The 24,519-nt window shown below is 33.9% G+C and carries 31 protein-coding genes and 1 tRNA gene; 25 read left to right on the top strand and 7 right to left on the bottom strand.

Annotated features, from left to right (window positions below; all coding sequences use genetic code 11):
* Nucleotides 1–13 precede the first annotated feature (13 nt).
* Nucleotides 14–580 (top strand): peptide deformylase, encoded by a 567-nt coding sequence (def, locus tag NW240_RS04915; RefSeq protein ID WP_258436373.1) that lies wholly within the window; start codon nucleotides 14–16, stop codon nucleotides 578–580.
* A 95-nt stretch (nucleotides 581–675) separates the two neighbouring features.
* Nucleotides 676–1,239 carry an elongation factor P gene (efp, locus tag NW240_RS04910; protein ID WP_258436372.1) on the top strand — a complete coding sequence of 188 codons (564 nt, stop codon included), beginning with the start codon at nucleotides 676–678 and terminating at the stop codon, nucleotides 1,237–1,239.
* A 98-nt stretch (nucleotides 1,240–1,337) separates the two neighbouring features.
* Here the strand turns inward: efp and NW240_RS04905 are convergent, their stop codons facing one another.
* Both NW240_RS04905 and NW240_RS04900 read right to left on the bottom strand, forming a co-directional pair.
* On the bottom strand, nucleotides 1,338–2,306 hold the full coding sequence (locus tag NW240_RS04905; RefSeq protein ID WP_258436371.1) for a sulfurtransferase: 969 nt from the start codon (nucleotides 2,304–2,306) through the stop codon (nucleotides 1,338–1,340).
* A gap of 175 nt (nucleotides 2,307–2,481) precedes the next feature.
* Nucleotides 2,482–2,555 (bottom strand) — tRNA-Arg (locus tag NW240_RS04900).
* A gap of 292 nt (nucleotides 2,556–2,847) precedes the next feature.
* Here NW240_RS04900 and pdhA point away from each other — a divergent pair.
* From pdhA to lpdA, 4 genes are all read left to right on the top strand, one after another.
* Nucleotides 2,848–3,957, top strand: coding sequence for a pyruvate dehydrogenase (acetyl-transferring) E1 component subunit alpha (pdhA, locus tag NW240_RS04895; protein ID WP_258436370.1), 1,110 nt, complete (start codon nucleotides 2,848–2,850; stop codon nucleotides 3,955–3,957).
* Nucleotides 3,958–3,959: 2 nt separating this feature from the next.
* The gene (locus NW240_RS04890) at nucleotides 3,960–4,937 is read left to right on the top strand and encodes an alpha-ketoacid dehydrogenase subunit beta (RefSeq protein ID WP_258436369.1); all 978 of its coding nucleotides are present in this window, start codon (nucleotides 3,960–3,962) and stop codon (nucleotides 4,935–4,937) included.
* A gap of 73 nt (nucleotides 4,938–5,010) precedes the next feature.
* Nucleotides 5,011–6,723 carry a dihydrolipoyllysine-residue acetyltransferase gene (locus NW240_RS04885; protein ID WP_258436368.1) on the top strand — a complete coding sequence of 571 codons (1,713 nt, stop codon included), beginning with the start codon at nucleotides 5,011–5,013 and terminating at the stop codon, nucleotides 6,721–6,723.
* A 7-nt stretch (nucleotides 6,724–6,730) separates the two neighbouring features.
* Nucleotides 6,731–8,137, top strand: coding sequence for a dihydrolipoyl dehydrogenase (gene lpdA, locus NW240_RS04880; RefSeq protein ID WP_258436367.1), 1,407 nt, complete (start codon nucleotides 6,731–6,733; stop codon nucleotides 8,135–8,137).
* Nucleotides 8,138–8,159: 22 nt separating this feature from the next.
* Here lpdA and NW240_RS04875 read toward each other — a convergent pair whose 3' ends face one another.
* The 4 genes from NW240_RS04875 to NW240_RS04860 form a co-directional block, all read right to left on the bottom strand.
* Nucleotides 8,160–9,278 carry a site-specific integrase gene (locus NW240_RS04875; protein ID WP_258436366.1) on the bottom strand — a complete coding sequence of 373 codons (1,119 nt, stop codon included), beginning with the start codon at nucleotides 9,276–9,278 and terminating at the stop codon, nucleotides 8,160–8,162.
* A gap of 190 nt (nucleotides 9,279–9,468) precedes the next feature.
* On the bottom strand, nucleotides 9,469–10,794 hold the full coding sequence (locus NW240_RS04870; protein WP_258436365.1) for a DUF4041 domain-containing protein: 1,326 nt from the start codon (nucleotides 10,792–10,794) through the stop codon (nucleotides 9,469–9,471).
* Nucleotides 10,795–10,931: 137 nt separating this feature from the next.
* Entirely contained in the window at nucleotides 10,932–11,333 is a 402-nt protein-coding gene (locus NW240_RS04865; RefSeq protein WP_258436364.1) for an ImmA/IrrE family metallo-endopeptidase, read from the bottom strand.
* A 12-nt stretch (nucleotides 11,334–11,345) separates the two neighbouring features.
* The gene (locus NW240_RS04860) at nucleotides 11,346–11,666 is read right to left on the bottom strand and encodes a helix-turn-helix transcriptional regulator (protein WP_258436363.1); all 321 of its coding nucleotides are present in this window, start codon (nucleotides 11,664–11,666) and stop codon (nucleotides 11,346–11,348) included.
* Nucleotides 11,667–11,960: 294 nt separating this feature from the next.
* Between NW240_RS04860 and NW240_RS04855 the strand changes: the two genes are divergently transcribed.
* Together NW240_RS04855 and NW240_RS04850 are read left to right on the top strand one after the other, a co-directional pair.
* A complete protein-coding gene (locus NW240_RS04855) occupies nucleotides 11,961–12,377 on the top strand; it encodes a hypothetical protein (protein WP_258436362.1) in 417 nt (138 codons plus the stop codon).
* 21 nt (nucleotides 12,378–12,398) lie between these two features.
* Complete coding sequence (locus tag NW240_RS04850) at nucleotides 12,399–12,698, top strand: hypothetical protein (protein WP_258436361.1); 300 nt, start codon at nucleotides 12,399–12,401, stop codon at nucleotides 12,696–12,698.
* On the opposite strand, the gene NW240_RS04845 is transcribed toward NW240_RS04850, so the two are convergent.
* The gene (locus tag NW240_RS04845; RefSeq protein ID WP_258436360.1) at nucleotides 12,679–12,897 is read right to left on the bottom strand and encodes a hypothetical protein; all 219 of its coding nucleotides are present in this window, start codon (nucleotides 12,895–12,897) and stop codon (nucleotides 12,679–12,681) included. The genes NW240_RS04850 and NW240_RS04845 overlap by 20 nt on opposite strands.
* 62 nt (nucleotides 12,898–12,959) lie before the next feature.
* On the opposite strand from NW240_RS04845, the gene NW240_RS04840 reads away from it, so the two are divergent.
* The 17 genes from NW240_RS04840 to NW240_RS04760 all read left to right on the top strand — a co-directional run bounded on the left by NW240_RS04840 (nucleotide 12,960) and on the right by NW240_RS04760 (nucleotide 24,451).
* Entirely contained in the window at nucleotides 12,960–13,151 is a 192-nt protein-coding gene (locus NW240_RS04840) for an XRE family transcriptional regulator (protein WP_258436359.1), read from the top strand.
* Between the two features lie 33 nt (nucleotides 13,152–13,184).
* Nucleotides 13,185–13,511 carry a hypothetical protein gene (locus NW240_RS04835; RefSeq protein ID WP_258436358.1) on the top strand — a complete coding sequence of 109 codons (327 nt, stop codon included), beginning with the start codon at nucleotides 13,185–13,187 and terminating at the stop codon, nucleotides 13,509–13,511.
* A 12-nt stretch (nucleotides 13,512–13,523) separates the two neighbouring features.
* A complete protein-coding gene (locus tag NW240_RS04830) occupies nucleotides 13,524–13,691 on the top strand; it encodes a hypothetical protein (protein WP_258436357.1) in 168 nt (55 codons plus the stop codon).
* The gene (locus tag NW240_RS04825; protein ID WP_258436356.1) at nucleotides 13,691–13,927 is read left to right on the top strand and encodes a hypothetical protein; all 237 of its coding nucleotides are present in this window, start codon (nucleotides 13,691–13,693) and stop codon (nucleotides 13,925–13,927) included. The genes NW240_RS04830 and NW240_RS04825 overlap by 1 nt, the downstream gene beginning before the upstream one ends.
* 19 nt (nucleotides 13,928–13,946) lie before the next feature.
* Nucleotides 13,947–15,179 (top strand): DEAD/DEAH box helicase, encoded by a 1,233-nt coding sequence (locus NW240_RS04820; RefSeq protein WP_258436355.1) that lies wholly within the window; start codon nucleotides 13,947–13,949, stop codon nucleotides 15,177–15,179.
* Nucleotides 15,180–15,183: 4 nt separating this feature from the next.
* A complete protein-coding gene (locus NW240_RS04815; protein WP_258436354.1) occupies nucleotides 15,184–15,483 on the top strand; it encodes a hypothetical protein in 300 nt (99 codons plus the stop codon).
* A complete protein-coding gene (locus NW240_RS04810; protein ID WP_258436352.1) occupies nucleotides 15,480–15,674 on the top strand; it encodes a hypothetical protein in 195 nt (64 codons plus the stop codon). Before NW240_RS04815 ends, NW240_RS04810 begins: the two co-directional genes overlap by 4 nt.
* A complete protein-coding gene (locus NW240_RS04805) occupies nucleotides 15,671–16,045 on the top strand; it encodes a hypothetical protein (protein WP_258436351.1) in 375 nt (124 codons plus the stop codon). The genes NW240_RS04810 and NW240_RS04805 overlap by 4 nt, the downstream gene beginning before the upstream one ends.
* Before the next feature lie 164 nt (nucleotides 16,046–16,209).
* Nucleotides 16,210–18,018, top strand: coding sequence for an AAA family ATPase (locus NW240_RS04800; RefSeq protein ID WP_258436350.1), 1,809 nt, complete (start codon nucleotides 16,210–16,212; stop codon nucleotides 18,016–18,018).
* Nucleotides 18,019–18,383: 365 nt separating this feature from the next.
* Nucleotides 18,384–18,512: a hypothetical protein gene (locus NW240_RS04795; RefSeq protein WP_258436349.1), complete on the top strand. Its 129-nt coding sequence runs from the start codon at nucleotides 18,384–18,386 to the stop codon at nucleotides 18,510–18,512.
* Nucleotides 18,502–18,984 carry a DUF669 domain-containing protein gene (locus NW240_RS04790; RefSeq protein WP_258436348.1) on the top strand — a complete coding sequence of 161 codons (483 nt, stop codon included), beginning with the start codon at nucleotides 18,502–18,504 and terminating at the stop codon, nucleotides 18,982–18,984. The genes NW240_RS04795 and NW240_RS04790 overlap by 11 nt, the downstream gene beginning before the upstream one ends.
* A gap of 55 nt (nucleotides 18,985–19,039) precedes the next feature.
* Nucleotides 19,040–19,270, top strand: a complete 231-nt coding sequence (locus NW240_RS04785) for a hypothetical protein (RefSeq protein WP_258436347.1) — start codon at nucleotides 19,040–19,042, stop codon at nucleotides 19,268–19,270.
* Between the two features lie 74 nt (nucleotides 19,271–19,344).
* On the top strand, nucleotides 19,345–19,488 hold the full coding sequence (locus tag NW240_RS04780) for a hypothetical protein (RefSeq protein WP_258436346.1): 144 nt from the start codon (nucleotides 19,345–19,347) through the stop codon (nucleotides 19,486–19,488).
* Nucleotides 19,489–21,093: a hypothetical protein gene (locus NW240_RS04775; RefSeq protein ID WP_258436345.1), complete on the top strand. Its 1,605-nt coding sequence runs from the start codon at nucleotides 19,489–19,491 to the stop codon at nucleotides 21,091–21,093. It begins immediately after the preceding gene.
* A 21-nt stretch (nucleotides 21,094–21,114) separates the two neighbouring features.
* A complete protein-coding gene (locus NW240_RS04770) occupies nucleotides 21,115–23,010 on the top strand; it encodes a phage/plasmid primase, P4 family (RefSeq protein WP_258436343.1) in 1,896 nt (631 codons plus the stop codon).
* Between the two features lie 413 nt (nucleotides 23,011–23,423).
* Complete coding sequence (locus NW240_RS04765) at nucleotides 23,424–23,834, top strand: hypothetical protein (RefSeq protein WP_258436342.1); 411 nt, start codon at nucleotides 23,424–23,426, stop codon at nucleotides 23,832–23,834.
* A gap of 182 nt (nucleotides 23,835–24,016) precedes the next feature.
* A complete protein-coding gene (locus tag NW240_RS04760) occupies nucleotides 24,017–24,451 on the top strand; it encodes a hypothetical protein (RefSeq protein ID WP_258436341.1) in 435 nt (144 codons plus the stop codon).
* Nucleotides 24,452–24,519: the final 68 nt, after the last annotated feature.

The following is a 24,519-nucleotide window of genomic DNA, read 5'->3' as shown; positions in this document are numbered from 1 at the left end:
AAGGAGGATGAAAATGTTAACGATGAAAGATATTATTAAAGAAGGACATCCAACCTTGCGTTTAAAGGCAGAAAAGGTAGCTTTTCCCATGGACCCTTCTTTAAAGGAAAAAGCTTTGGAAATGCTTGAGTTTCTAAAGAATAGTCAGGATAAGGAAAAGGCAGAAAAATATGGTCTAAGAGCAGGTGTTGGCTTGGCAGCTCCTCAAATCAATATAAGTAAACAGATTTTTGCCATGCAAATTTATACATTCGATGATGAAGGAAATATTTCGGGTGAAGAAATGAGTCAAATTTTTATAAATCCTGTTATTACTAGACATTCTGTTCAAGAAGTTGCTTTGAGTGAGGGCGAAGGATGCTTATCTGTCGACCGTGAAGTGGAAGGCTATGTAGCTCGTCCTCAAAGAATCACGCTTACTTATCAAGATATAGAAGGAGAAGAGCACACTTTAAAACTAAGAAACTATCAAGCGGTAGTGGCTCAACATGAGATCGACCATTTACACGGTATCATGTTTTATGATCATATTAATGATCAAGCGCCTTGGTATGCTAAAAAAGATTTAAAAATAATCTAATTCTACTATTGGCTAATCTAGGGAATAGATTGTTTGAATTTAATATTCTGTGGTATAATACATAAGTAATTTGAAAGAAGTTAGGAGAAGATAGGATGATTTCAGCAACAGATTTAAAAGCCGGTATGACTTTTGTGGATGATGGGAACTTAATTAAAGTATTAGAAGCAAGTCACCATAAGCCGGGTAAAGGGAATACTGTTATGCGTATGAAACTTCGCAATGTTCGCTCAGGGGCAACCTATGATACTACTTTTCGACCTGATCAAAAGTTTGAACGCGCATATTTAGATACTAAAGAAGTTCAATATCTATACAAGATGGATGGTATGGCTGTGTTTATGGATTTAGAAACATACGAGCAATATGAATTACCAGCTGATACCATTGAAAACGAATTATTATACTTGTTAGACAATATGAACTGTAAAATCCAATTTTTCGGCAGCGAAGTAATCGGAGTTGAATTGCCAGGAACAGTTGTGTTAACGGTATCTGAAACACAACCTTCTATTAAAGGCGCTACTGTTACAGGATCAGGTAAGCCTGCTACAATGGAAACAGGTCTAGTAGTCAATGTACCAGATTTTATTGAAGCGGGAGAAGCTTTAGAAATCGGAACAGCAGACGGATCTTACAAAGGAAGAGCGAATAAATAAGTATAAAAGACTCAGCTTGCTGAGTCTTCTTTATTTTATGGGTATTCAAAAATAAAAGCCCCTTACTGATTTTTTATCAGCAAGGGGCTTTTAATCAATTATTCAACTTCATTAATAGTTGCCCAATTATAATAAGAACCTTCATAGTTCTTAACATTTTCAAAACCTAGCATTTCCATAATTAATTGCATATAGGCCGAACGAATACCTCCAGTACAATAAGTGACGATAGCATCTTCCTTATTAAATCCTTTTTCTAAGAAAAGAGCCTCTAATTCTTCATTTGATTTTAATAAGTCCTCATCATTATAAAGCTCTGTATATGGAATATTAATTGCACCAGGTAAGTGACCACCTTTGGCTTCTCCATAATAAGTTGCACCTTCGAACTCGTCTTTTTCACGTGAGTCAAGGATTTTATAATCGGCAATTGTCTCAGTTAATTCTTGTGTATCAATAATAGCTGTGCGATCGATATCTTCGACAGTTACTTCCACTGGTTCTAAAGTTACTTGGTCTTTAACCATTTCGATATCAGATTTAGCAATTGCTTGGAAGCCGCCATCTACCATTTTTAAGTTCTGGTAACCAGCGGCTTTAAGCACCCAAAGAATGCGTCCGTCATCGCCCCAGCCAGCATTAGCTACAGAATAAAGAATGATCTCCTTAGCAGGATCAATTCCTAATTCGCCTAACTTCTTAGCTAATTCTTCTTTAGCTAGGATATGTCCCCATCCTTCTTCGCCTGGTTTTTTATTATCCACATCTGCTAAATCTTGCCAAACCATAGCAATGGCCCCTGAGACATGACCTTTTTTAGCTTCTTTGGGACCACGGGTGTCGATAATTATAGTATCTGAATCACCGATTTTTGAAGCCAAATAATCAGCATCAACGATATAATCTCCATTAAAACGATTGGAATTAGTTTTATCTTCATTTGATTCATCTTCAACAGTTTCAACATTGGAGTTCTCAGTATCATTAGCATAGCTAGTGATACTGTTAAACGAGCTAAGACCTACTGATAATAATAAAACGATAAGTAGATTTGTGATTTTTTTCATAATATCCCTCCTGCCAGTATTCTAGTACTATTAAGTAATAAATGGTAGTAAATATCTATGAAATAATTCTATAAGTAGATGCAATCTATTAGAATATTAAATAATCAAAATAAAAAACCACCTCAATGGAACTCTATCAATAGAGAACAACTGAAGTGGTTTAAATGTTATAAAATATGCCAGGCAGGATTCGAACCTGCGACCTACGGTTTAGAAGACCGTTGCTCTATCCAGCTGAGCTACTGGCACATAACAACTATGTTAGTATAGGATTTTTTTAAAATTTTGTCAAGCTGTTTTATAAAACTATGTTTAACTATAACAGAATTATAAAATAAATTATAACAGTTGTGACAGAGTTCTTTGTGCATTCTTTCTCAAACTATTGTTGAAGGAACTATGATTTGATTGTAATCTCACAGATTGCTTATCTTTTTCTTGCAATTGAATAAGTAAGATGTTATCGTTAAAAATGAGCAATTATTGCTACAGTTTTATTCTAACTGTTATTAAGGACAAAAAATGAGAGGAATGTGAAAAAATGGCACGAGCTAAAGCAAAAGTGACAATGGATGAATTACTGAAGCCAGATAATTTTGATTTTTCAATGGTTCAAGTAATGGATGAAGAGGGGAATATCGTTAACCCAGATCTTTTAGGAGATATTTCTGATGAGGATATGGTTAAATTTATGGAAGAAATGGTGTGGGCTCGCGAATTATTTGAACGTTCAACAGCGCTTAACCGTCAAGGACGACTAGGTTTCTATGCACCAACTTCTGGTCAAGAAGCTTCTCAATTGGGTACTGTATTGGCTACTGAAAAAGAAGATGTGTTGTTACCGGGTTATCGTGATGTTCCGCAATTAATTAAACATGGACTTCCTTTACACAAAGCTTTTCTATGGTCAAAAGGACATGTAGCCGGATCAACTTTTGATGAAGACTTAAAAGCATATCCGCCACAAATTATTATTGGTGCGCAGTATGTTCAAACAGCAGGTGTCGCTTTAGGAATTAAAAAGAATAATCGTCAAGCGATTGCGATGACATGGACAGGTGACGGTGGTTCTTCGCAAGGTGACTTCTATGAAGGAATTAACTTTGCTGGTGCTTATCAATCACCTGCAGTATTTGTTGTTCAAAATAATGGATGGGCGATTTCAACACCACGTTCTGTTCAAACAGCTGCTCCTACTTTAGCTCAAAAAGCAGTTGCCGCAGGTATCCCAGGTATTCAAGTAGATGGTATGGATATTTTAGCTGTATATGCAGTAGCAAAAGCTGCCAGAGAATATGCCATTGCGGGTAATGGTCCAGTACTCATCGAAACTATTTGTTACCGTTTTGGTCCTCACACCCTATCTGGAGATGATCCTAAACGTTACCAACCAGAAGGAGCACAGGCTGAATGGCGTGCTAAAGATCCTTTAATTCGTATGCGTAAATATTTAACTGCTAAAGGACTCTGGTCAGATGAAAAAGAAGAAGAAGTTATTCAGAGGACAAAAGATGAAGTTAAAGAAGCAATTAAATTAGCTGATCAAGAACCAAAACAAAAAATTTCTGACTTCTTAAAAAATATGTATGAGACACCAGATTATGTGACACAAGAACAAATTAGTAAATTTGAAGCAAAGGAGAATAAATAATTATGGCTAAATTAACAATGATTGAGGCTATTACAGAAGCCTTAGCCAATGAATTGCGCACAAACGACCGTACACTTGTTTTCGGAGAAGATGTGGGTAAAAACGGTGGAGTTTTCCGTGCAACTCAAGGTTTACAAGAAGAATTTGGCGAAGAACGAGTAATGGATACCCCGCTAGCTGAATCTGGTATCAGTGGTATGGCTATCGGATTAGCTCTTGAAGGATTCCGTCCAATTCCTGAGATTCAATTTAATGGATTTGTGTTTGAAACAATGGACTCTGTTGTGGCTCAAGCAGCCCGTACACGTTATCGTATGGGAGCTTCACGTAATCTACCAATTACATTCCGTTCTCCTTTTGGAGGTGGAGTTCACACACCTGAGCTTCATGCAGACTCATTAGAAGGCCTATTGGCTCAGTCACCAGGACTTAAAGTGGTGATCCCTTCTAATCCTTATGATGCTAAAGGATTATTAATTTCAGCTATCCGCGATAATGATCCAGTATACTTCTTGGAGCATATGAAATTATACCGTTCTTTCCGTGAAGAAGTTCCAGAAGGAGAATATACTGTTCCTTTAGGTAAGGCCAAAGTTGTTAAAGAAGGTACAGACTTAACTTTAATTGCATACGGTGCTATGGTACAAGAATCAGTAAAAGCAGCGGAAACATTAGCTAAAGAAGGCGTTAATGTTGAAGTTCTTGACTTAAGAACTGTTCAACCATTAGATATTGAAACTATCATTGCTTCTGTCGAAAAAACAGGAAAAGTAATTGTCGTTCAAGAAGCACAACGTCAAGCAGGTGTTGGAAGTAAAGTGATTGCTGAGATTTCTGAACGTGCAGTTCTTTCTCTAAAAGCACCAATTGGATTTGTGGCTGCACCTGATACAGTTTTCCCATTTGGAATGGCTGAAAGAGATTGGTTACCAAATGCAGAAGATATTGTAGAGAAAGCAAAAGAATTAGAAGATTTTTAGACGATAAATGATTTCAAGCAGATGTTTCATCTGCTTGCTTTCTAGTTAGGTTAAGAAAAGGAGAAAAAATTATATGGCATTCCAATTTAAGTTACCAGCTTTAGGTGAAGGAATTATGGAAGGAGAAATCGTTTCATGGGCTGTTAAAGAAGGCGACCAAATAAGTGAGGACGATACACTGGTTGAGATTCAAAATGATAAGTCCGTCGAAGAATTACCTTCTCCAGTAGCTGGAACAATTAAAAAAATTCATGTAGAAGCAGGACAAATTGCTCAATTAGGACAGATTATTGTAGAAATTGATGCGCCAGGTTTTGAAGATGAACCGGCTCCAGAGGTTGAAGAAACTCCGGCAGAGCCTGCAAGGAAAGTAGAAGCTAAACAAAATGGTAGTCAAGCTGGATCCAATGGATCATATTTCAAATTCAAGTTACCAGCTTTAGGTGAAGGAATTATGGAAGGAGAAATCGTTTCATGGGCTGTTAAAGAAGGTGACAGCATCAAAGAAGATGATAGTTTAGTTGAAGTTCAAAACGATAAGTCTGTTGAAGAATTGCCTTCCCCAGTAGCTGGTACCGTTAAAAAAATTCATGTTCCAGTAGGACAGATCGCACAATTGGGTCAAGTAATTGTTGAAATTGATTCACCAGAGCATAATGGTCAATCAGAAGACATCAGTGCAGAAGAACAAGGAGAGGCTATTGCTAACTCTTATGATGATGCAGCGGCTCCGGCTGAAAAAAATCCAGTAATTGAAACCTCTGTAACTAAAGATATACCTCAAGTTCAAGGTCTTTCTGATGATGAGGCAGCTAACCGACGCGTTTTAGCTATGCCTTCTGTTCGTAAACTAGCTCGTGATATGGGAATTGATATTACACGCGTTCCAGGTTCTGGTAAGAACGGCCGCATCACAGCAGAGGATCTTACAAACTTTAATTCATCAGTTAAAACGAATGAGTCAGCAGCTCTTAATTCTGAGCAAGAAGTGAGTACTTCTAACTCTGATAAAGAAACTGCAGCTCAAACTGAAATTCAACCAACAAAAGCTGAGGCTAAACCATTTGTTTCTAGCCAAACAGAACGAGAAGAACGCGTTGCCCTATCCGGTACCAGAAATGCTATCGCAAAAGCGATGGTTAATTCTAAACATACAGCTCCTCACGTTACTCTATTTGATGAAGTTGAAGTTTCTAAATTATGGGAACATCGTAAGAAATACAAAGCAATCGCAGCTGAAAAAGAGGTTAAATTAACGTTCTTGCCTTATGTTGTAAAGGCCTTAATCGCTGCTGCTAAGCAATTCCCCGTTATTAATGCATCAATTGATGATGTTTCTAATGAAATTGTTTACAAAAACTATTATAATATAGGTATTGCGACAGATACAGAACGTGGACTATATGTACCTAACATTAAAGATGCTAACACTAAGAATATGTTCCAAATCGCTAATGAAATCGTTGAGCTTTCAAATAAGGCTCATGAGGGATCATTGCCGATGTCTGAAATGACAGAAGGAACAATTACTATTTCAAATATTGGATCAGCTGGCGGAAAATGGTTCAGTCCGATTATCAATCATCCTGAAGTAGCTATCTTAGGTTTCGGTTCAATTGTACAACAACCTATTGTCAATGAAGCGGGCGAGTTAGCTGTGGGACGTGTATGCAAGTTGTCATTAAGCTTTGACCACCGTATTGTAGATGGAGCAACTGCGCAGCGTGCACTTAATGAAGTGAAACGCTTCCTAGCAGACCCAGAACTATTATTAATGGAAGGATAGTGATCAAATGGTAGTTGGAGATTTCGCAATTGAATTAGATACAGTCGTTATTGGAGCAGGTCCAGGAGGTTATGTAGCTGCTATTCGTGCTGCACAACTAGGTCAAAAAGTAGCAATTGTTGAAAGAGAATATTTTGGAGGCGTTTGTTTAAACGTAGGATGTATTCCTTCAAAAGCATTAATCCAAGCTGGACATGTTTATCATCAAGCTAAGCATGGTGATACTTTTGGTATTTCGGCTTCTAATGTGGAAATTGATTGGAAAAAAACACAAGATTGGAAACAAAACGAAGTTGTTGCGAAGATGACTTCTGGCGTTGAAATGCTACTTAAGAAGAATAAGGTTGAGGTTATTAAAGGAGAAGCGTTCTTCTCTGATAAAGATACTCTTCGCGTTGTAAATGGAGAAGAGGCCCAAACCTATACTTTCAAGCATGCAATTGTTGCAACAGGATCACGTCCAATTGAAATTCCAGGTTTTGAATTCAAAGGTCGTGTAATTGATTCTACAGGCGGATTAAACTTACCAGAAATCCCTAAAGATTTAGTGGTTATTGGTGGAGGAATTATCGGAACAGAATTAGGTGGCGTATATGCCAACTTAGGAACAAATGTTACTATCTTAGAAGGATCTAAACAGTTTATTCCTTCATTTGAAAAAGATATGACACGTCTTGTTGAAAGAGATCTAAAAGCTTTAGGTGCTGAAATTGTAACAAATGCGATGGCTAAGAAAGCAGAAGAAAAAGGCGATCGTGTAGTTGTAACATACGAACGTAAAGGCAAGGAAGTTCAAGTAGAAGCTGACTATGTAATGGTTACTGTTGGACGTCGTCCTAATACAGATAACTGTGGTTTAGATCAAGCAGGTGTTGAAGTAGATGAACGTGGATTTATCAAAGTTGATAATCAAGGACGTACATCCAATCCAAACATTTTTGCAATTGGTGATATTGTTCCAGGAGCTATGTTAGCGCATAAAGCTTCTTTCGAAGCTAAAGTTGCTGCATCAGCTATTTCAGGTGGAAAAGATATTGTTGATTATAAAGCAATGCCATCTGTATGCTATTCAGATACAGAATTAGCTTCAGCCGGACACACTAAGGATTCTGCTAAAGAAGCAGGTATTGAAGTCACTGTTACTAAATTCCCGTTTGGGGGAAATGGTCGTGCAGTAGCTTTAGACCACTATAATGGTTTTGTTCGTCTAGTAACAAGAAAAGACGATGACGTTATTATTGGTGCTCAAGTAGCGGGCCCAAATGCATCTGATGTCTTAGCAGAAATTACTTTAGCGATTGAAGCGGGTATGAATGCAGAAGATATCGCCTTGACAGTACATGCTCACCCAACATTAAGTGAAGCAACAATGGACGCAGCAGAAGCGGCATTAGGTATGCCAATTCATATGTAATACTCTTATAACCCTTGATAGATTAATATCTATCAGGGGTTTTTTCTTCTTTTTGTTCAAAAAGGGGCAGAAAAGGGGCAAGATTATTTAATTTATCTAGTGCGCTTTTGTTCATTTTTTGAGTTACATGAGTGTATGTTTGAAGAGTTACGTCTGGTTTAGCGTGTCCGACACGATGCATAATTGTTTTTATATCTACATCCATTTCGGCTAAAAGTGTGATGTGTGTATGTCTGAAAGTGTGAGCGGTTATCGTTTTGTTTATACCTAATTTCTTGGTAGCTGTTTTTAAAGCGCGGTTATAATTCTCATTACGAATGATATTCCCTGCACTAGTAATAAAAAAATTATCAGAGTCGCTATCTATAAGTTTGTTCTCAGACTTTATTTCTTGGAAAATATCGATCGATCGGTTGTTTAAAAAAACATCTCTAAGTCCTGTGCTTGTCTTGGAGTCAATAATAGTTGCTTTGTCATTATTAACATTACGATATTTGAGATTAACTAACTCGCTAAATCTGAACCCGTTTAAAGCAAAAAGCTCTGTCATATCGCCATATCGTTTGTTATGGGTTTTAAAGTACCTAATAATTAAAGAAAGCTCTTCTTTTGTGACATATTTTTTTGAGATAGGACGTTTAACTTGAGGTTTAAACCTAAAATCGATTAAGTCGATAGGGTTGTATGGTATGTATTTCATTTTCAGACAATACTTAAAAAACATATTCAAACCAGAAACAGTTTGTTTTATCGTACTTTTTGAATAGTTGAGGTCATAATGCATTTTTTGAAGTAAGTCATGAATAATTTGATCATCAACTTTATTTACTAAAATATCTTTTAATAAGATAGATTTAACTATTTTAAAATTTTGGTTAAGTCTTAAAAAGGTCGAAAGTTTAACAGTCGCTTTATAATATGCAAGCCATTCATCTAATACCTCAGTAAATGTAGCACATTTGAATTCTTTTTTATTCAAATAAGAGTGGATTTTTTCATTCAGAATTTTAGTCGCTTGTTTTCTTGCTTGAGCAGACTTGCTTGTCAAAGTTACTGAAACTTTTTTATTCTTTCCAGTCTTTTCATCAAAGAATCTTTCAGCGAATTTATATTTACCATTGGGTAATTCTTCAACCCACATAGTCAATTCTCCTTTCTTTTGCTATAATTGGGTACAGAAAAGACACCCTTTAAACAGGGTCTTTTCATATTTATCAAATAGTCACAACTTTCTCTTGGCGGGGTGGGTTGTGGCTTTTTTGGATTAATTAAATTTAGATTGCTTAGGTAACTATCTTATCTTTTGAATTTTATCGAATTATATATTATTATTAAATATTTTTCTTACGAAGAGATTCTCTATATTCAAGAGCTTCTGGTTCTTCATAAAACGTAACGGTCTTATCAAATTTTTCATGAACTAAAGATTTAATCTCACTCAAATCAACATTGAAAAATTCTTTTCTTGAGTTAACTTTATTAACTTCTTTATTCTTAAAGTGATTATGAAGAAGATTTTCTAACGCAGGTGCATCTTCACTAAATATTAAAGCGTGAACATCAAATTTGAAGGGAACAGAAGCACTACCTAATTCATTAATTCTATCCATCGGCTCTAAACGTCTAGTCATACCAATTTTAAAAATATTTTCTCCAAATGAGCCAATATTAGAAATGATATAAACAAATCCAGCTCTTGTATTTGTCTGTCTTTGACGTACGTCCTCTTTGTCTGCTTCAAGTTTTTTAAGCTTTTCTTCTAAATCTCTAATCTTTTCAGCGTAGATTTCTCTTTCAACATCACTACTAGATTTACTAAGGTAAGACATCATTTTATTAATCTCATTATTAAATTGCGTTTCTTCTTTTTCAAGCTTTCTACGTTGATCTTCTAGCTCTTTTTCAACACGCTGTTGCTCTCTTATTTCCTCTTTCTGAGCTTTCAATAGTTCACGTTCAGTTTCTTTTTTTATTTGGTACTGATAGACAATTGAAAGATGATCAAGTTTTAGTTTCAAGTAATCTTTGTTAAGTTTTACTCCATCAACTTCAAATAATTTATTGAGATTTTCAAAAGATTTCATTATTTTTTCTCTATACTTATCAATGTTTTTTGAAGAAACGTTACTAATATAATAGTCGGATTCCGTATTAAAGCCTCTAATTAATTGTTTCAATTGTTTATTAGTTTCAGTTTTATTATATCTCTCACTAAAAACTAAAGCTTTTACAGCATCTTTTTCTTTTAGTTTATGCATAGCTAACTGATTCTTTATTTCATCTGATGTTAGATTATCATCAAATTCAACAAATATTTGTTTTTCAAGGTACTTATCTGTATTTGCATCGATAAAGAATTGAATCTCTTCTTTCTTTCCAATCAAAACATCTATTTCTTCTTGAACACTATTTTTAGTTTTTTCCATTTTATTATTGAATTTTTCTAAAATTGAAACATGTTCATCTTTAATTCTGTTTAAACTATCATATTCATTCATATAATCATCAATTATTTTTCGGTCTATAGTGCGGTATTTTTTCTTTTTAAGAATCAATACTATTATTGCGATAATTAATGAGACACCGTAGGCTGGCCACAAAGTCGAACAAACTATTATAAACCAATCATTAAAATAAAAAGGTACCTTTTCTTCCATTTTCTTCCTCCTAATGATAATTTTAATAAATATAAATTAATTTTTTATAAATTATTTAAAAACCTTAACAGCTTTACCAATAATACGTGGCTTATCATCTTTATTGACGATGATTGGGTCGCAATATAGTATTGTAATCAATCTAACTCACCTTTTATTTTATACATCTGCACAGCTTCTTCAGCAAACTCTTCTGTAATTCCAAATTCTTCTGCTAACTCGTATGGCATCACGCTCTCCTTTTTCACGAAAAAATTTTTTAACTTTTCAATGGGAACTAACTTCTTATATCCCCAATTCCTGGCCTTACGTTCTTCTTTACCATTCTCTTTATAATCTGTTATGTCTTTAGGAGTGGAGGTCTTATAATGGCCAATTTCTTCCGATAAAACACATATAGCTTTATCGAAAGGGAGGTCTTTATTTAAATAAATCGTCTTATCACATATCAAGCCTGGAAGTTTATCAGGAATGTTTTTATCGAACACAAACGTTAACTCATTATCAAATTCTGCCAACAATTTTTCAAATGCATTCATATAATCACCAACTTATTTTTTGTGTTTTGATTTTATAAACTCAATGTAATCTTTAATATCCTCTAACTCTTCTTCTGTAAAATCTCCATCAATATGAGCAGCTACTAAAAAGTCATCATCATTATTACTATCAGCAACCTTAGGGTTATCAGTTCTATTCATTATATAATCAACAGAAACATTAAAGAAATCTGCGACAGCTTTTACTTTATCCGCGGAAGGGGTACTGGATCTCCAGTTGTATATAGCTTTATCTGCCCATCCCATCCTTTGAGCCAACTCTGTTATAGATATACCTTTCTTATCGCACAAAATTTTTATACGGTCAAACATTGAATTATCAACCTTTCTAAACCGTTACAAAAAGAAAAGTACAAAATAATATACTTTAGGGTTGACCTTTGGTATAAAATACTATACTATTCTACTTGTAAGGTAATTCGTTACTAAATTTGTAAGTTATTTAAAAACATTATTGTTGGGGAACGGTGATGTAATTTATAAATAACGGTTATTTAGTACGCTTTTATAGTATAACATTTTGTACTGTTAGTCAATAAGAGTATTAAATTATAACAAAAAAACTAACGAATTACCTTACTTAATAAAGAGAGAGGAGACGTTCTTATGGATCGTTCAGAAGTATTTAGGCAATTGTTAACTGATAAGGGACATGATGTTCATTCAATCGCTGAAGTGGTTGGAGTTAAATATCATACTTTCAGAAGACAAATTCCAACAATGAATTTCAACATTCAAACAATTGTAAAACTAAAAAATGCTTTGAATCTTACAGATACACAAGTTGTAAATGTTCTTCTCCCTGATGAAAGCGAGGTGAAAAATGTGCCTAAAAAAGACAAAGTAATATTGGTTAAAGAGGTTCCTAGTAATGTTTCAAGACCAATATTAATTGATTCTGATTTATTAGATCAGATAAAAGAGTTGAAGCTAGAAACAGGAATTCCAATCCAGAAGATAGTTGAAAAGTTTATTCGATTTGGGCTTGAGAACACAGAAGTTATTGAAAGTGAAGATTATTAATTAAGTGAAAGGAGAATTGAAATGAACTATCTAGACAATAACAGTTTCATGAATTTAATAGAGGCTTTAATTGATATAAGAGCAAAAGCTATATTAAAAGATTCAGAAACCTATGGTGAAGCTATTAAAAAAGCCAAATCACATAGACTTGGGTATAAGTACGGTGAACTTGGCTCAGTTATTGATGAAGAAATAAATAAAAAAATTATTGAACTTAGTATGAATCAGTCAATTAATTCTATTCCTAACATCGAAAAAAAGAAAAACGATCTAAAACAAATTTTTGAGAATACTAAAGAAATTACTTACGAGATTCAATAATTGAATAGTTAGCATCTAGAGCAACGATAGCGCTATGAACAATTAGAACTTGTATAGCTTCTTTTATACTTTTCTCTTTTTCTTCTTTCGTTAAATCTTTTTCAAGAAGTTCTAAAAAGGCCGAAGTCATTTCGTTTATCTGATTGTCGTATTTTAACATAGCTTTATGTACATGTTCACCGATTCTGATTTCTTCCATATTTTCACCTCCTTTCTAAAGGAGAGTATATCAAATTAACAATAAAGAAAGGAGCTGATTTAATGCCAGAGACAATAGAAGCAAGACAAAGGGTTTTAGATTATAAGGATGAAAACAAAATTTCTTATGAGCAGTTGGCAATAATGACTGGATATTCTAAACCAGAGATTCATAAAGCCTTAACTGGTAAATCTCAAACACCTTATTCTAACAAAATTATTTTGAAGTTAATTCAGATGTTTGGTTTGGCATAGAAAGGGGTTAGCTCATGAAATGTCCTGTGTGCCATGTTCGAATGGTTAAAGCGGAACAGACAAAGAAAACAGTCACCTATTACTGCTCGGTATGTAATAAAAGAAGAGCTAAAAGGAGGGAGGACAATCATGGAACTCACACCAATTCCACAAGATGTGGCGTTTGCGACGACCACTCAAAAATTGCCTGATGTCATTCTTGGTTTGGGTAAGCAACAAGCTGCTAAGTATGTTTCAGAAATGTACCAAGACCCTGAATTTTCAGACGGAGTAATTAAACCAACGCAAAAGACAACGATAGTTATAATTTCGAGGTTTATCGATTTCTTAAGGAAGAAAGATTCAACAAAATTTAAATAAGGAGACTTACTAATGAATATCAAGTTGGAAGAAAAATGCGAAGTTTTAAGAAGAGAACGTGAGCAGGCACTAAAAAAAAGACAAGAGAACATCATTTACTTTGTTTTAACTTTACCGGTCTTACTACTTCTTTCGTGGCCGATTATAGCCTTCGTAATTTACAGATTGGGGTGGTCTTAATGAAATATGAGACATTCCAAAAAGTAGTGGCTAATGAGGAAATAAATGACTTTCTTAAAGAAATGTTTCATTCAGGGTGTATTATGAATGATCAAATTTTCTTAACTATCATAAGGTGGTCGGACGAAATTATTACAACTGAACAAGCTTTAGAAGAATTAAATAAAGAGTTTGAATTCCAAAAAGAAAAAGCCCGCACGGCAATGCGGACTAACGAAACTACACACAAAGTATAACACAAGAGAGGTGATTGGAATGATTAAATTATTCCCACACCAAGAACAAGTATTAGATGAGACCTATGATTTTGATCGAGTGGCATACTACTTAGACATGGGGTTAGGTAAGACATTTATTGGCTCCCAGAAGCTTTGGGAACTGAATACACCTTATAACCTAGTAATCTGTCAAAAGTCTCAAATAAACGATTGGGCGAGTCATTTTAAACAGTATTACGACTATGAAGTAATAATTTATGACAAAGCTCAAAAAGTTAAACCAGAATCAATCATCATAATTAATTATGACAAAGTTTGGCGCAGGCCTGAGTTAAAGAAACTTAAAAACTTCACTTTAATGTTGGATGAAAGTTCTTTAATTCAAAACGAAAAAACAAAGCGAACAAAGTTCATTCTTAATCTTAAGCCTGATAATGTCGTTCTATTATCCGGAACACCTACTGGTGGAAAGTATGAAAAACTATACAGCCAGCTTAAATTGTTAGGGTGGGAAATTAGTAAAACACAGTATATGAAACGTTATGTAGATTTTAAACCCAATAAATATTGGGGAGGAATCAAGATACTGGGTTATAAGAATGTAGAAGAATTAAAGGCCAAGCTCAGAGAATATGGTGCGGTATTTATGAAAACAGAAGAAGTTTATGATTTACCTAAACAAAATTATGTAAAGATTCGCTGCAATCTTTCTAAAGAATATAAGGAGTTCAATACTCACCACATTATTAATTATGGAAAAGAATTAATTGTTGGAGACACAAGCACAGTGGCCAGGATTAATTTAAGACTTTTCGCAAGTGTGCGCAATAAAAATAAAATGGATCGATTAAAAGATTTAATTGATTCAACGAATGATCGCTTAATTATCTTCTATAACTATAACGAAGAATTGGAAGCACTAAAGAAACTTATCACTGATAGGCCATTGAGTTATATAAAAGGCGGATTAGTCGACAAGAAGAATTATGAAGAGTGTGACGATAGTATCACACTTGTTCAGTACCAGGCAGGAAGTAAAGGTCATAATTTACAAAAATCCAATAAGATTATCTATTTAAGCCCACCAGACAGTGTTGAGAACTGGATGCAAAGCTTAAAAAGAGTTCATCGAATAGGACAAGAGAGACCTGTTTTTTACTATCAAATGATCACTGATGACAGTATCGAGTATAAGGTCTATAGCGCACTAGAGCGTGGTGTAGATTATACAGACGCATTATTTAAACAAGATTTTAAATGGGAGGAATAATTAAATGGAACTAACACAATTGAATAAACAAGACTTAGCGATAGTTACTGAATTTTATGAATTAGAAAGACAAATTAAATTAGCTAAAGAAAGGCAATCACTTCTTAGAGCAGACCTGGTCGATATTATGGAGGACTATAACGTTAAAAAGTGGGAGAACGAATATTTCAACATTACTTATGTAGAACCAACAACTAGAGAGAGTATTGACAGCACTAAGCTGAAAAAAGAACTTCCAGATGTAGCTGAAAAGTATAAGAAAGTAAGTAACGTTAAAGCTTCAGTAAGGGTGAAAATCAAATGAGATATTTAGTAACGTTTTATTTTAAAGATGAAACTACATTAACAATTGAATCTGATAGCTATCCTCATATATATAATTCTAATGGCTATACGCTTATTCAAGTTAAAGAGCATGGCAGAGAAGAAGTGAACATCAACTTTTTCTACTGTAAGTATTATGCGGTTGAAGTTAATAAGCGTGATGAAAAATGAAAGAATCAAAATTCCAAGAAGAAGTGATCAATTATTTAAAATCAATCGGTGCTTACATTATTAAATATTGGGGTGGAGGAGTTTTCACCAAAGAAGGAGTACCTGATTTATTAGTTTGTATTAATGGTGAATTTCACGGTATTGAACTTAAAACAGATGTTGGTACTGAAAGTAAGCTACAAGCTTATCACATGGACCAAATTAATCAATCAGGTGGTAAAGGATATATATTAAGACCTAGTAAGTACAAAAAATTAAAGTACGTTAATGAGTTTAATTATTACCAATTAGAATTCGAAGAATGGAAGGAGTGGTTAAGAAAAAGTATTTACTCTGGTAGGGACACCTGTAGCGACAAAGTCAAAAATTAAGGCAATTAACATTAAAGTTAAAGAAATATGCTTAGGAGAACTTAAAAAAGATTCAATCAAAAGCATCACCTCCTGAGAAAATGTCAGGTGTCGTACCCAGGGTTGTCCCTGCCAGAATAAATAATTTTAGCAAATTATATCATTAAGAAAGAAGGTGTTCAAATTTGACACAATATTCATACAGCCGTGTTGATTTATACGACAGATGTCCTTACCACTTTAAATTAAAGTATTTGGATAAAGCTAAAGAAATACCTGATTACAGTCCAACAAGTCCTTTAATACTCGGTCATGCTATTCATAGTGGCATTGAAAAAGGAAGCCTTGATTATGCAGTTAATGAATACATTAATGCTTATCCTATGATAACCGATGCACACATAAACGAGATTATAAAAATTGAGTGCATGCTGCCTAAAGTGTTTGAATTTCTAAGTCAATTCGATGGCGCTGAGTTAATTCATGAATATGAAATTGACACAGAAGACTATAAAGGTTTTGTTGACTTAATCGTAAAAGACAAAGACCGAACGCTGGTCATTGACTTTAAGTATTCAAATAGTATTGAAGCTTATAAGAAATCAGGTCAGATGCATATCTATAAATATTATTTGGATCAAGCAGGCTTTAATGTAACGAACTTAGGTTTCTTATTTATCGAAAAAGTAAAAATTAAGTACAAAAAGAATGAAGATATTTATCAGTTTAGAAAAAGATTACGTAATGAACTAGATAAAGCGAGAGTTACCTTTGTACCCATTGAATATGACGAGCGAAGGGTCTTGGAATTTGATTGGGCAATTGAAGCTATTGAATCAGATACAACATGGGAGCGTAATCCACATGGAGATTGCTTTGCATGTAATGCTATTGAAGCAAAAGAAAATGGACGCTACACAGTTTTAACACCACCTAATTTTATAAATTACATACAAAATGAGAATGGAGAGATTATAGAAATGTTACCTAAAAATGAACGAAGAGATGTTACGAAAGTAAACAAACGAGTGCTTTGGATGTATGGTGCGCCTTTTAGTGGTAAGACATGGTTTGCTAATAGCTTCCCTAATGTCATCATGCTAAACACTGATGGAAATATAAAATTCGTAGATGCCCCTTATGTAAGTATTGTTGAAAAAGTTGAGAAAAAGGGCCGTATTTTAGACACCACCTTAGCATGGGATGTTTTAGAAGAGACGGTTATTGAATTACAGAAAGGTGATCATGAGTTTGAAACAGTCGTTGTTGACTTGATTGAAGATGTCTATGAAGCTGCACGAATTAAAACTTATGAAGATTTAGGTATCGAACATGAATCTGATAATAGTTTCAAGGCTTGGGATATAGTAACCACTAAGTTTCTAAATATGGTTAAACGGATATCAAATTTACCAATGAAAAATATTATCTTTATCAGCCACGAAGATACCACTAAAGATGTTACTAAACGATCTGGCGATAAGATTACAAGTATTCAACCAAACCTAAGAGAAAAAGTAGCGCTCAAGTTAGCAGGTATGGTTGATATTGTAGGACGTGTGGTAACAGATGGTGATGAAAGAAAACTTGTCTTTAAATCTAAGTCTTATGTCTTCAGTGGAGGACGAATTCCTAACTTACCAGTAGATGAAATTGATCTTGATTATGATGAATTTATTGGTGTCTATGAAGAAGCGAATAAAGGATTGAAGAAAGCTGATAAGACAGATGAATCAGAAGAAGAAACCGAAGAAAAGCCTAAACGTAGTAGACGTAAAAAAGAGGAAGCGCCTGAACCAGAAGAAAAACCAAGCGAAGATGAAGAAGTAGAAGAAGCAGCAGAGGAAGAAGTCAAAGAGGAGAAAAAACCTCGTCGCAGAAGAAGATCAAGAGCCACAGACGATACACCTCCAGGAGAAGAAGAGGAAGAAACTGAGGAAGAAGAAGTAAAAGAAGCACCTAAACGTAGAAGACGTCGTCGCTCACGTGATTAAAAGAAAGGAAGATTAATATGAAAAGACAACTAAACACTAAAGAGCAATGGTTTGCTGATACTGAAGAAGAAGCAAATGCAATCGTTGAAGATGCCAAAGAAGAATTTGGTTAGGATTTGATTGGTCATAGTATCCAATTGAAATCAAATAAGAATGGTGAATATTACTTAGTTAAGGTTGATATGAAATACAACATACCAGCTGGCATTATGGAAACGGAAATCAATAAAAAAGAACAGAATAGTGAGATGGATTAAATGACTCTAAATATAATTTTAATATTTATTTTAATTTTAGACATGATAGTCTCAATTGTCTGTTACCTTTTAACTGCAAAAATTTATGAAAAGTTAAATAAGTCGTTAATGAAAAAAGAGTCAAATGATAAAAACTTTATTTCAGAAGTGAAAAAATACAACGAAGATTTAAGTAATTTATCTAAGGCATTTGGTACAAATAAATCGCTAAAAGGAGAGAATGTAAATGGCAATTAATTGGGATAAATTTGACAAAATGGTTGATTTTGATGGTATTCAAAACAAGGTTGAAGAAGCAGCAGAAATGGGAGACTTCCCTGAAATACCATTAGGAAAATATGAAGTAAAAGTCGATAGCATGGAACTTGGCCAATCCAAAAAGAAAGAGGATGGTTCAGGTGGAGATCCAATGCTTAAGATTACTTTTGAAATTTTAGACGGCGAGTTTAAAGGTTACAAATTATTTTACAATGGTGTTATGCAACCAGGCAATGAACGAGCGATTGGTTATCAAGTTCATAGTAACAATGAAATGTTACGCAGCTTAATTGATAGTGATGATGTATCATTCAAAAACTTTAGTCAATATGCAGAAGAAATTGATGCGATTGCTGAAGAGATTATTGAAGATGGTTGGGAATACATTATTGAGAAGTCATTAACTAATAAAGGTTATGACAAGTATGAGATTCTTGAAGTTTTAGACTAAATAAATAAGGGAGATTTATTCTCCCTTTTTAAATAGAAAGAAGAAGGTTGAATAAATGAAATTTATTGAATTACACTTTTCAGGTAATGGCGAAAGTTTTTACTTAAACATATCAGAAATATCTATAATCTATAATATTGAAGGATGTGGAGCAATACTCCTAAGATTAGTCGATCCCGCTATATCTAACGCTTATGTAGTTAAGGAAACTAAAGAAGAAATTTTAAAATTAATTATGCAGGTCAGTAGTGTGACAACAGCAACTTTAGATAGTAAGGAGGCCTGATTAATGAACCTACCATTACCCATACTAATGACGATTTTAGTTATCCGAGCGATTTATAGAAAGGATGAGTTTGAGTGAAAGAACGTAAGGTAGGCGACCGATATCGTCCCATCGTTACGATTAAAAAGATGAAGAATGGCAAAGCTACTGTTATTAAGGTTAGCGGTGAGACCTATATTTTAAGGCACCCTGACCAGTTTCAAGGAGGTAAAAAGTGATTGATTTTTTACAAGTTTACAGTCCAAAAGGATTCCTGGTATGCAGAAATAGCAATCACTCAAGAAAGAGTTGATTTTGTAACCAGTGATCCAGAAGAAATCATTGACCTCTACAATGATTATAAAAATGATTTATGGATTGCTTTTAATGGGAATAACTATGATCGATTTATTTTAAAAAGTATTATAGCTGGCATTAACCCTTATGGAGTTCATGAGCATATAATGAAGGGTTTATCGGGATGGAGTTACAGTGAAACATTAAATTACATCCCTCTTAGCTCTTATGATGCAATGTTGAGCAGGCAGTACTCTTTAAAACAATTGACAGCTTTTCAAGGCAGAGAGGTTAAGGATTCAATTGAGGATTTGATGTATGTATTTGCTTATCAAGTCAATAGTTTCTTAACTAAGTTAGATTTATTACTTGAGTTTAAACTACCTTTAAAACATATGGATAAAACAGAAACTCAATTGCTTGCATATATCCTAAGAGCAAAGAAACTGAACCGTTATGACGATTGGGAAATAACTATTTTAAATCATGAATTAGGAAAATATTCTCACATTAACGATTGGTATCTTAATGATGATGAAAGCTTAGAAGCAGAGGTAGCTGGTGTACCACATCGATATGGATTAGGCGGTTTACATGGAGCAAGAAAGAATTACATTGGTAAAGGATTCTTTATCTTAGCTGATTGCAAATCAATGTATCCAACTATTATTGATAAATATAATTTCTTAAGTAGGAACGTGAGCTATCCTAAGAAATACAGCCAATTGCTGAAAAAAAGATTTACCCTTCAAAAGAAAAAAGATTCAAAAGAATTAGTTTATAAATCTATTGTGAACAAAGGGTTTGGAGCTTCAGGTGACCAATTTAGCTTAATGTATGATATGCAACAATATCACAATGTTGTTATCAATGGTCAATTATTCATGACCGATTTAATTGATAAGTTAGATCCATACATTGAATTAATCCAAACCAATACCGATGGAGTGTTATTCAAAATAGATGAAAAAGATTTTGATTTAGTTGATTGTGTTTGTGCTGAGTGGGAAGAACGCACAGGATTGACTTTAGCTTTTAAATACTATGATTATGTTTATCAAAAGGATGTTAATAACTATATTTTTATTGGAGATAAAGTTGAAGCAGCAGGAGCTTACGTAAAAGACTTAAACCACTTAGATAATGATTTACCTATAGTTAATAGAGCGATTAGAGAATACTTTATTAATGGAGTAGATGTAAGTGAAATAATAAATAAGTCTAATTCATTAATAGACTTTCAACGAATCATTAAAGCAGAAACCATTGATTATGGTGGGGAGTATCTCTATGACAAAGTGTATCGGGTCTTTGCTGATAAATACGGTCAGTCTATCTTGAGAATTAATAAGGGCAAGAAAACTAAGATAGGGAATATCCCAGACTTCTGCAGAATTGTTAATGAAGATATTGTAGGTCAACCGATACCTGGCTGGTTGAATAAACAATGGTATATTGATCTGGCTAATAAAAGAGTAAATGAATTTTTAGGAGTAAAAAACACTGCCAAGAATGACAGTGTAGTGGAGCAGATTAGTTTTTGGTAGTTATTCAGTTTAGAAAGCGAGGTGATTAACATCTCAATATATAAAGGATACCTTAAAGGTAATGGAAAGTCATCAGCTGTTGAATTCAAAGGGGATGACAGTGTCCTGGTCAAATACAATACTGCTAGAAGATATGATAGTTTCGTAGGGATATTGTCAGATGACATGCTCATGTTAGATATTGATAGTCCTGAAGAATCAGATATTTTATTAGATATTATTGAAGACATGAAAATAAACTGTTCTGTTTTAGAAACTACTAACGGTATTCATGTTTACTTTAAAGCACCTGAAGATTTAAGGTCAAATAAAATTGATTGGTGGAGTCCATTAGGTATTCAAGTAACCATTAAACTTGGTTCCAGGAATACTGCTGATCCATTAAAAATAGATGGCGAAACACGTTCCTGGTATTTAAAATCCAAAAGACATGACGAACTTCCCAAATGGTTATACCCAATGGTTAAGATTAATAAGAATCGTGACAATAATTACATTGACCAAATATCAGAAGGTAGTCGCAATCAAGATTTATTTAATTATATCTTAAAACTCCAATCCGCAGAGTTAAGTAAACAAGAAATAAAAGAAACAATTAATCTAGTGAACAAGTACATTTTAGAAAGGCCGCTTGATCAACGAGAAATAAATGTCATCTTACGCGATGAAGCTTTTAAAAAGGAATCTTTCTTCAAAGGAAATCGTTTCTTGCATGACAAGTTCGCTCAATTCTTAATCTCTGAATACAATATCATTCGTATCAAAGATGTTCTTCACATATACAAAGAAGGTATCTACTCAGATAACTTACATGACATTGAAAGAGCGATGATACATGAAATAAGAAACCTTAAGAAAACACAGCGGTCTGAAGTATTAGCTTATCTTCAATTAGCGACAGATGATAAACCTTTATCTCCGCCACATTTCATTGCGGTTAAGAATGGTATTTATGATTTAAATAAAGATCGGTTATTACCTTTCAGTCCTGAGATTGTGATTAAGAATAAAATTAATTGGAATTACAATCCTGCTGCTGAATGTGCGCCTGTTGATAAAGTTCTTAATAACGTAGCTGTCAAAGACAAACAAGTGCGGATGGTGTTGGAAGAAATCTTTGGTTATATTCTCTATCGAAGAAACGTTTTAAGAAAAACATTCTTACTAACAGGACATGGGCAAAATGGTAAGTCTACATATTTAAAGATGTTATTAAAATTTGTCGGGGAAGATAATAAATCTGCACTTGATCTAAATGAATTATCAGAACGCTTCAAGACAGCAGAACTTTTTGGGAAGTTAGCAAACATTGGAGATGACATTAGTAAGTTATACATAAAAGACTCCTCGATGTTTAAGAAGCTTTCAACAGGAGACACTGTCAACGCAGAGCGCAAAGGACTAGATCCGTTTGATTTTAATAATTATGCGAAGCTTATCTTTTCTGCAAATGAACCGCCTCGTGTAAATGATAAGTCAGATGGTATTGTCAGTCGTTTGTTGATCATTCCTTTCAAGGCTAAGTTTACTCCGCAGGATCCTGACTTTGACCCGCAGATTGAAGATAAGGTGACAAGTCAAGAAGCGATGGAATACTTATTGAAGTTAGGGATTATTCGATTGAAAATGATACTGGAGCGCAAACACTTCACGCAATCAGATGTTATTCAGAAAGAATCAGATGCATACAATGAGTACAACAATCCGCTATTACGTTTCATTAAAGAAACAGAAATAATTGACCGACCTACTAAAGAAGTATTTATTGAATATGCTGCCTGGTGTGAAGAGTTACAGTTAAAACCGTTAGGAAGCACAGCATTTAGTAGAGAAATATGTCAGACATTAGACTTGGAGACTAAACAAATTAGAGATGGAAAACGAAGAAAATACTATTTTGTGTCATCAGATAGTTAAAAAATAACAATTTATTGGCGAATGACATGACAAAAACCTATGTTTTTGGCAGAGTTGATGACAGTTTTTTTGTCATCAGTGGTATAAAATGACCTGTTTTGATAGCAAAAATAGTAAATGTCTTAGATTGATCTAAGACAAAAACGCATATTTAAGACACATCTAAGACAGCTATAAAGCTTGATGTATAGATAATACTAAGGGTTTGTCTTAGATGTCTTAGATGTTTTTCACTTCTTTAATATTTTAAAATAAAAAATTTTTTTAAGTACTAATAATAATATAAAGAAAATAGTACTTTATCTAAGACAAAACAAGACAAAAGTTTAATAAACCTTGATGTATCAACGATAGTGAGTGTCTTAGATCTAAGACACATCTAAGACAAAATTTAGCAAATGAGGTGATAAAAATTGTTTGAATGGCTGGAAAGCTTTAAAGAAATAAAAAATAAGATTGAGTTCTATGAGTTTCAATTAGAAGAATCCAAAGCGGAACTCAAGCGCTGGGTAGAAGGGGATCTACAAAAGATTAAATTAGAACCTGACTCACTATCCAGTAACTTAGAAGAAAACATTAAACGTTATGAAAAAGAATTAGAAATATTAAAAGATCGTCGGGATAAATTAACGAATTTAATTAAGGGCTTTGAAGATTTAGATTCTCAGATTTTAGTCATGAAATATATTGAGAAGAAATCTTTATTTGAAATCTCGCAAGACCTAGGATATTCCTATGACCATATCAGAGACAGACACTCCCGATTAGTCCAGGCAATTAAGTTGGCCGATAAGATTTCAATGAGTGACTTAACAGAAGTTTGAAAGTGTGTGATGAAATATCCCACACTCATCCCACACTAAGCATTGATATTCTATAGTATGATGGTATTGAGCAAATTGTGATTGATTTGCTGACTCGCAAAACCAATTACCTCCTTTCTTTACCACCCTATACGACGAGGGTGGTTTTTGGTATAGTTATATCAAAAAAGGAGAAGGCAAGTATGGTTTATGATGATTTAATAAGGCATATTCAAGAAAAAAATGTTATCAATTTGAACAATCTAATAGAACCAAGTAACTTAGATAGTTCATTGGGAGAATTAGAAATTCAGGTTGATCCAACTTACGAGCTTATTGAAAAGCAAGAAGAAGCTAATGAACTATTAAAACAGGTTGTAGAGAATACAAATTATTTAAAAGAAATAGTTCAGATCAATAGACAAACCCAATTATCGACAGAAGAACTTCAAAGGGTAATGACTTCAATTCATGAAATAGCAAAGGCTAATACGAAGGAAGAAGCTGATAATTTATTAACAAAAGCTTTGGAAACAATTAATAAATCAGGAGAAACAGCTCAGAATATAGCTATTCTATTTAAGATTTTAAACGGTATATATACGATGGCTATGATAAAAATAAATCAGCCAAATTAATTTTTTAAGACACCCCACCCGGTGTCTTTTTATTATACCCACCCCTCAAGGCCAAACCGTAGGCCTTT

Origin of the sequence: Facklamia sp. 7083-14-GEN3 (genome assembly GCF_024742075.1) — a bacterium.
GTDB lineage: Bacteria > Bacillota > Bacilli > Lactobacillales > Aerococcaceae > Facklamia.
Note: the sequence above shows the minus strand (reverse complement) of the source record. Positions and strands in the feature narration are given on the sequence as shown.

Coding starts and splice junctions, on each gene's coding strand:
- def (WP_258436373.1), top strand. CDS start 14: ATGTTAACGATGAAAGATATTATTAAAGAAGGACATCCAACCTTGCGT.
- efp (WP_258436372.1), top strand. CDS start 676: ATGATTTCAGCAACAGATTTAAAAGCCGGTATGACTTTTGTGGATGAT.
- NW240_RS04905 (WP_258436371.1), bottom strand. CDS start 2,306: ATGAAAAAAATCACAAATCTACTTATCGTTTTATTATTATCAGTAGGT.
- pdhA (WP_258436370.1), top strand. CDS start 2,848: ATGGCACGAGCTAAAGCAAAAGTGACAATGGATGAATTACTGAAGCCA.
- NW240_RS04890 (WP_258436369.1), top strand. CDS start 3,960: ATGGCTAAATTAACAATGATTGAGGCTATTACAGAAGCCTTAGCCAAT.
- NW240_RS04885 (WP_258436368.1), top strand. CDS start 5,011: ATGGCATTCCAATTTAAGTTACCAGCTTTAGGTGAAGGAATTATGGAA.
- lpdA (WP_258436367.1), top strand. CDS start 6,731: ATGGTAGTTGGAGATTTCGCAATTGAATTAGATACAGTCGTTATTGGA.
- NW240_RS04875 (WP_258436366.1), bottom strand. CDS start 9,278: ATGTGGGTTGAAGAATTACCCAATGGTAAATATAAATTCGCTGAAAGA.
- NW240_RS04870 (WP_258436365.1), bottom strand. CDS start 10,794: ATGGAAGAAAAGGTACCTTTTTATTTTAATGATTGGTTTATAATAGTT.
- NW240_RS04865 (WP_258436364.1), bottom strand. CDS start 11,333: ATGAATGCATTTGAAAAATTGTTGGCAGAATTTGATAATGAGTTAACG.
- NW240_RS04860 (WP_258436363.1), bottom strand. CDS start 11,666: ATGTTTGACCGTATAAAAATTTTGTGCGATAAGAAAGGTATATCTATA.
- NW240_RS04855 (WP_258436362.1), top strand. CDS start 11,961: ATGGATCGTTCAGAAGTATTTAGGCAATTGTTAACTGATAAGGGACAT.
- NW240_RS04850 (WP_258436361.1), top strand. CDS start 12,399: ATGAACTATCTAGACAATAACAGTTTCATGAATTTAATAGAGGCTTTA.
- NW240_RS04845 (WP_258436360.1), bottom strand. CDS start 12,897: ATGGAAGAAATCAGAATCGGTGAACATGTACATAAAGCTATGTTAAAA.
- NW240_RS04840 (WP_258436359.1), top strand. CDS start 12,960: ATGCCAGAGACAATAGAAGCAAGACAAAGGGTTTTAGATTATAAGGAT.
- NW240_RS04835 (WP_258436358.1), top strand. CDS start 13,185: ATGTTCGAATGGTTAAAGCGGAACAGACAAAGAAAACAGTCACCTATT.
- NW240_RS04830 (WP_258436357.1), top strand. CDS start 13,524: ATGAATATCAAGTTGGAAGAAAAATGCGAAGTTTTAAGAAGAGAACGT.
- NW240_RS04825 (WP_258436356.1), top strand. CDS start 13,691: ATGAAATATGAGACATTCCAAAAAGTAGTGGCTAATGAGGAAATAAAT.
- NW240_RS04820 (WP_258436355.1), top strand. CDS start 13,947: ATGATTAAATTATTCCCACACCAAGAACAAGTATTAGATGAGACCTAT.
- NW240_RS04815 (WP_258436354.1), top strand. CDS start 15,184: ATGGAACTAACACAATTGAATAAACAAGACTTAGCGATAGTTACTGAA.
- NW240_RS04810 (WP_258436352.1), top strand. CDS start 15,480: ATGAGATATTTAGTAACGTTTTATTTTAAAGATGAAACTACATTAACA.
- NW240_RS04805 (WP_258436351.1), top strand. CDS start 15,671: ATGAAAGAATCAAAATTCCAAGAAGAAGTGATCAATTATTTAAAATCA.
- NW240_RS04795 (WP_258436349.1), top strand. CDS start 18,384: ATGAAAAAAGAGTCAAATGATAAAAACTTTATTTCAGAAGTGAAAAAA.
- NW240_RS04790 (WP_258436348.1), top strand. CDS start 18,502: ATGGCAATTAATTGGGATAAATTTGACAAAATGGTTGATTTTGATGGT.
- NW240_RS04785 (WP_258436347.1), top strand. CDS start 19,040: ATGAAATTTATTGAATTACACTTTTCAGGTAATGGCGAAAGTTTTTAC.
- NW240_RS04760 (WP_258436341.1), top strand. CDS start 24,017: ATGGTTTATGATGATTTAATAAGGCATATTCAAGAAAAAAATGTTATC.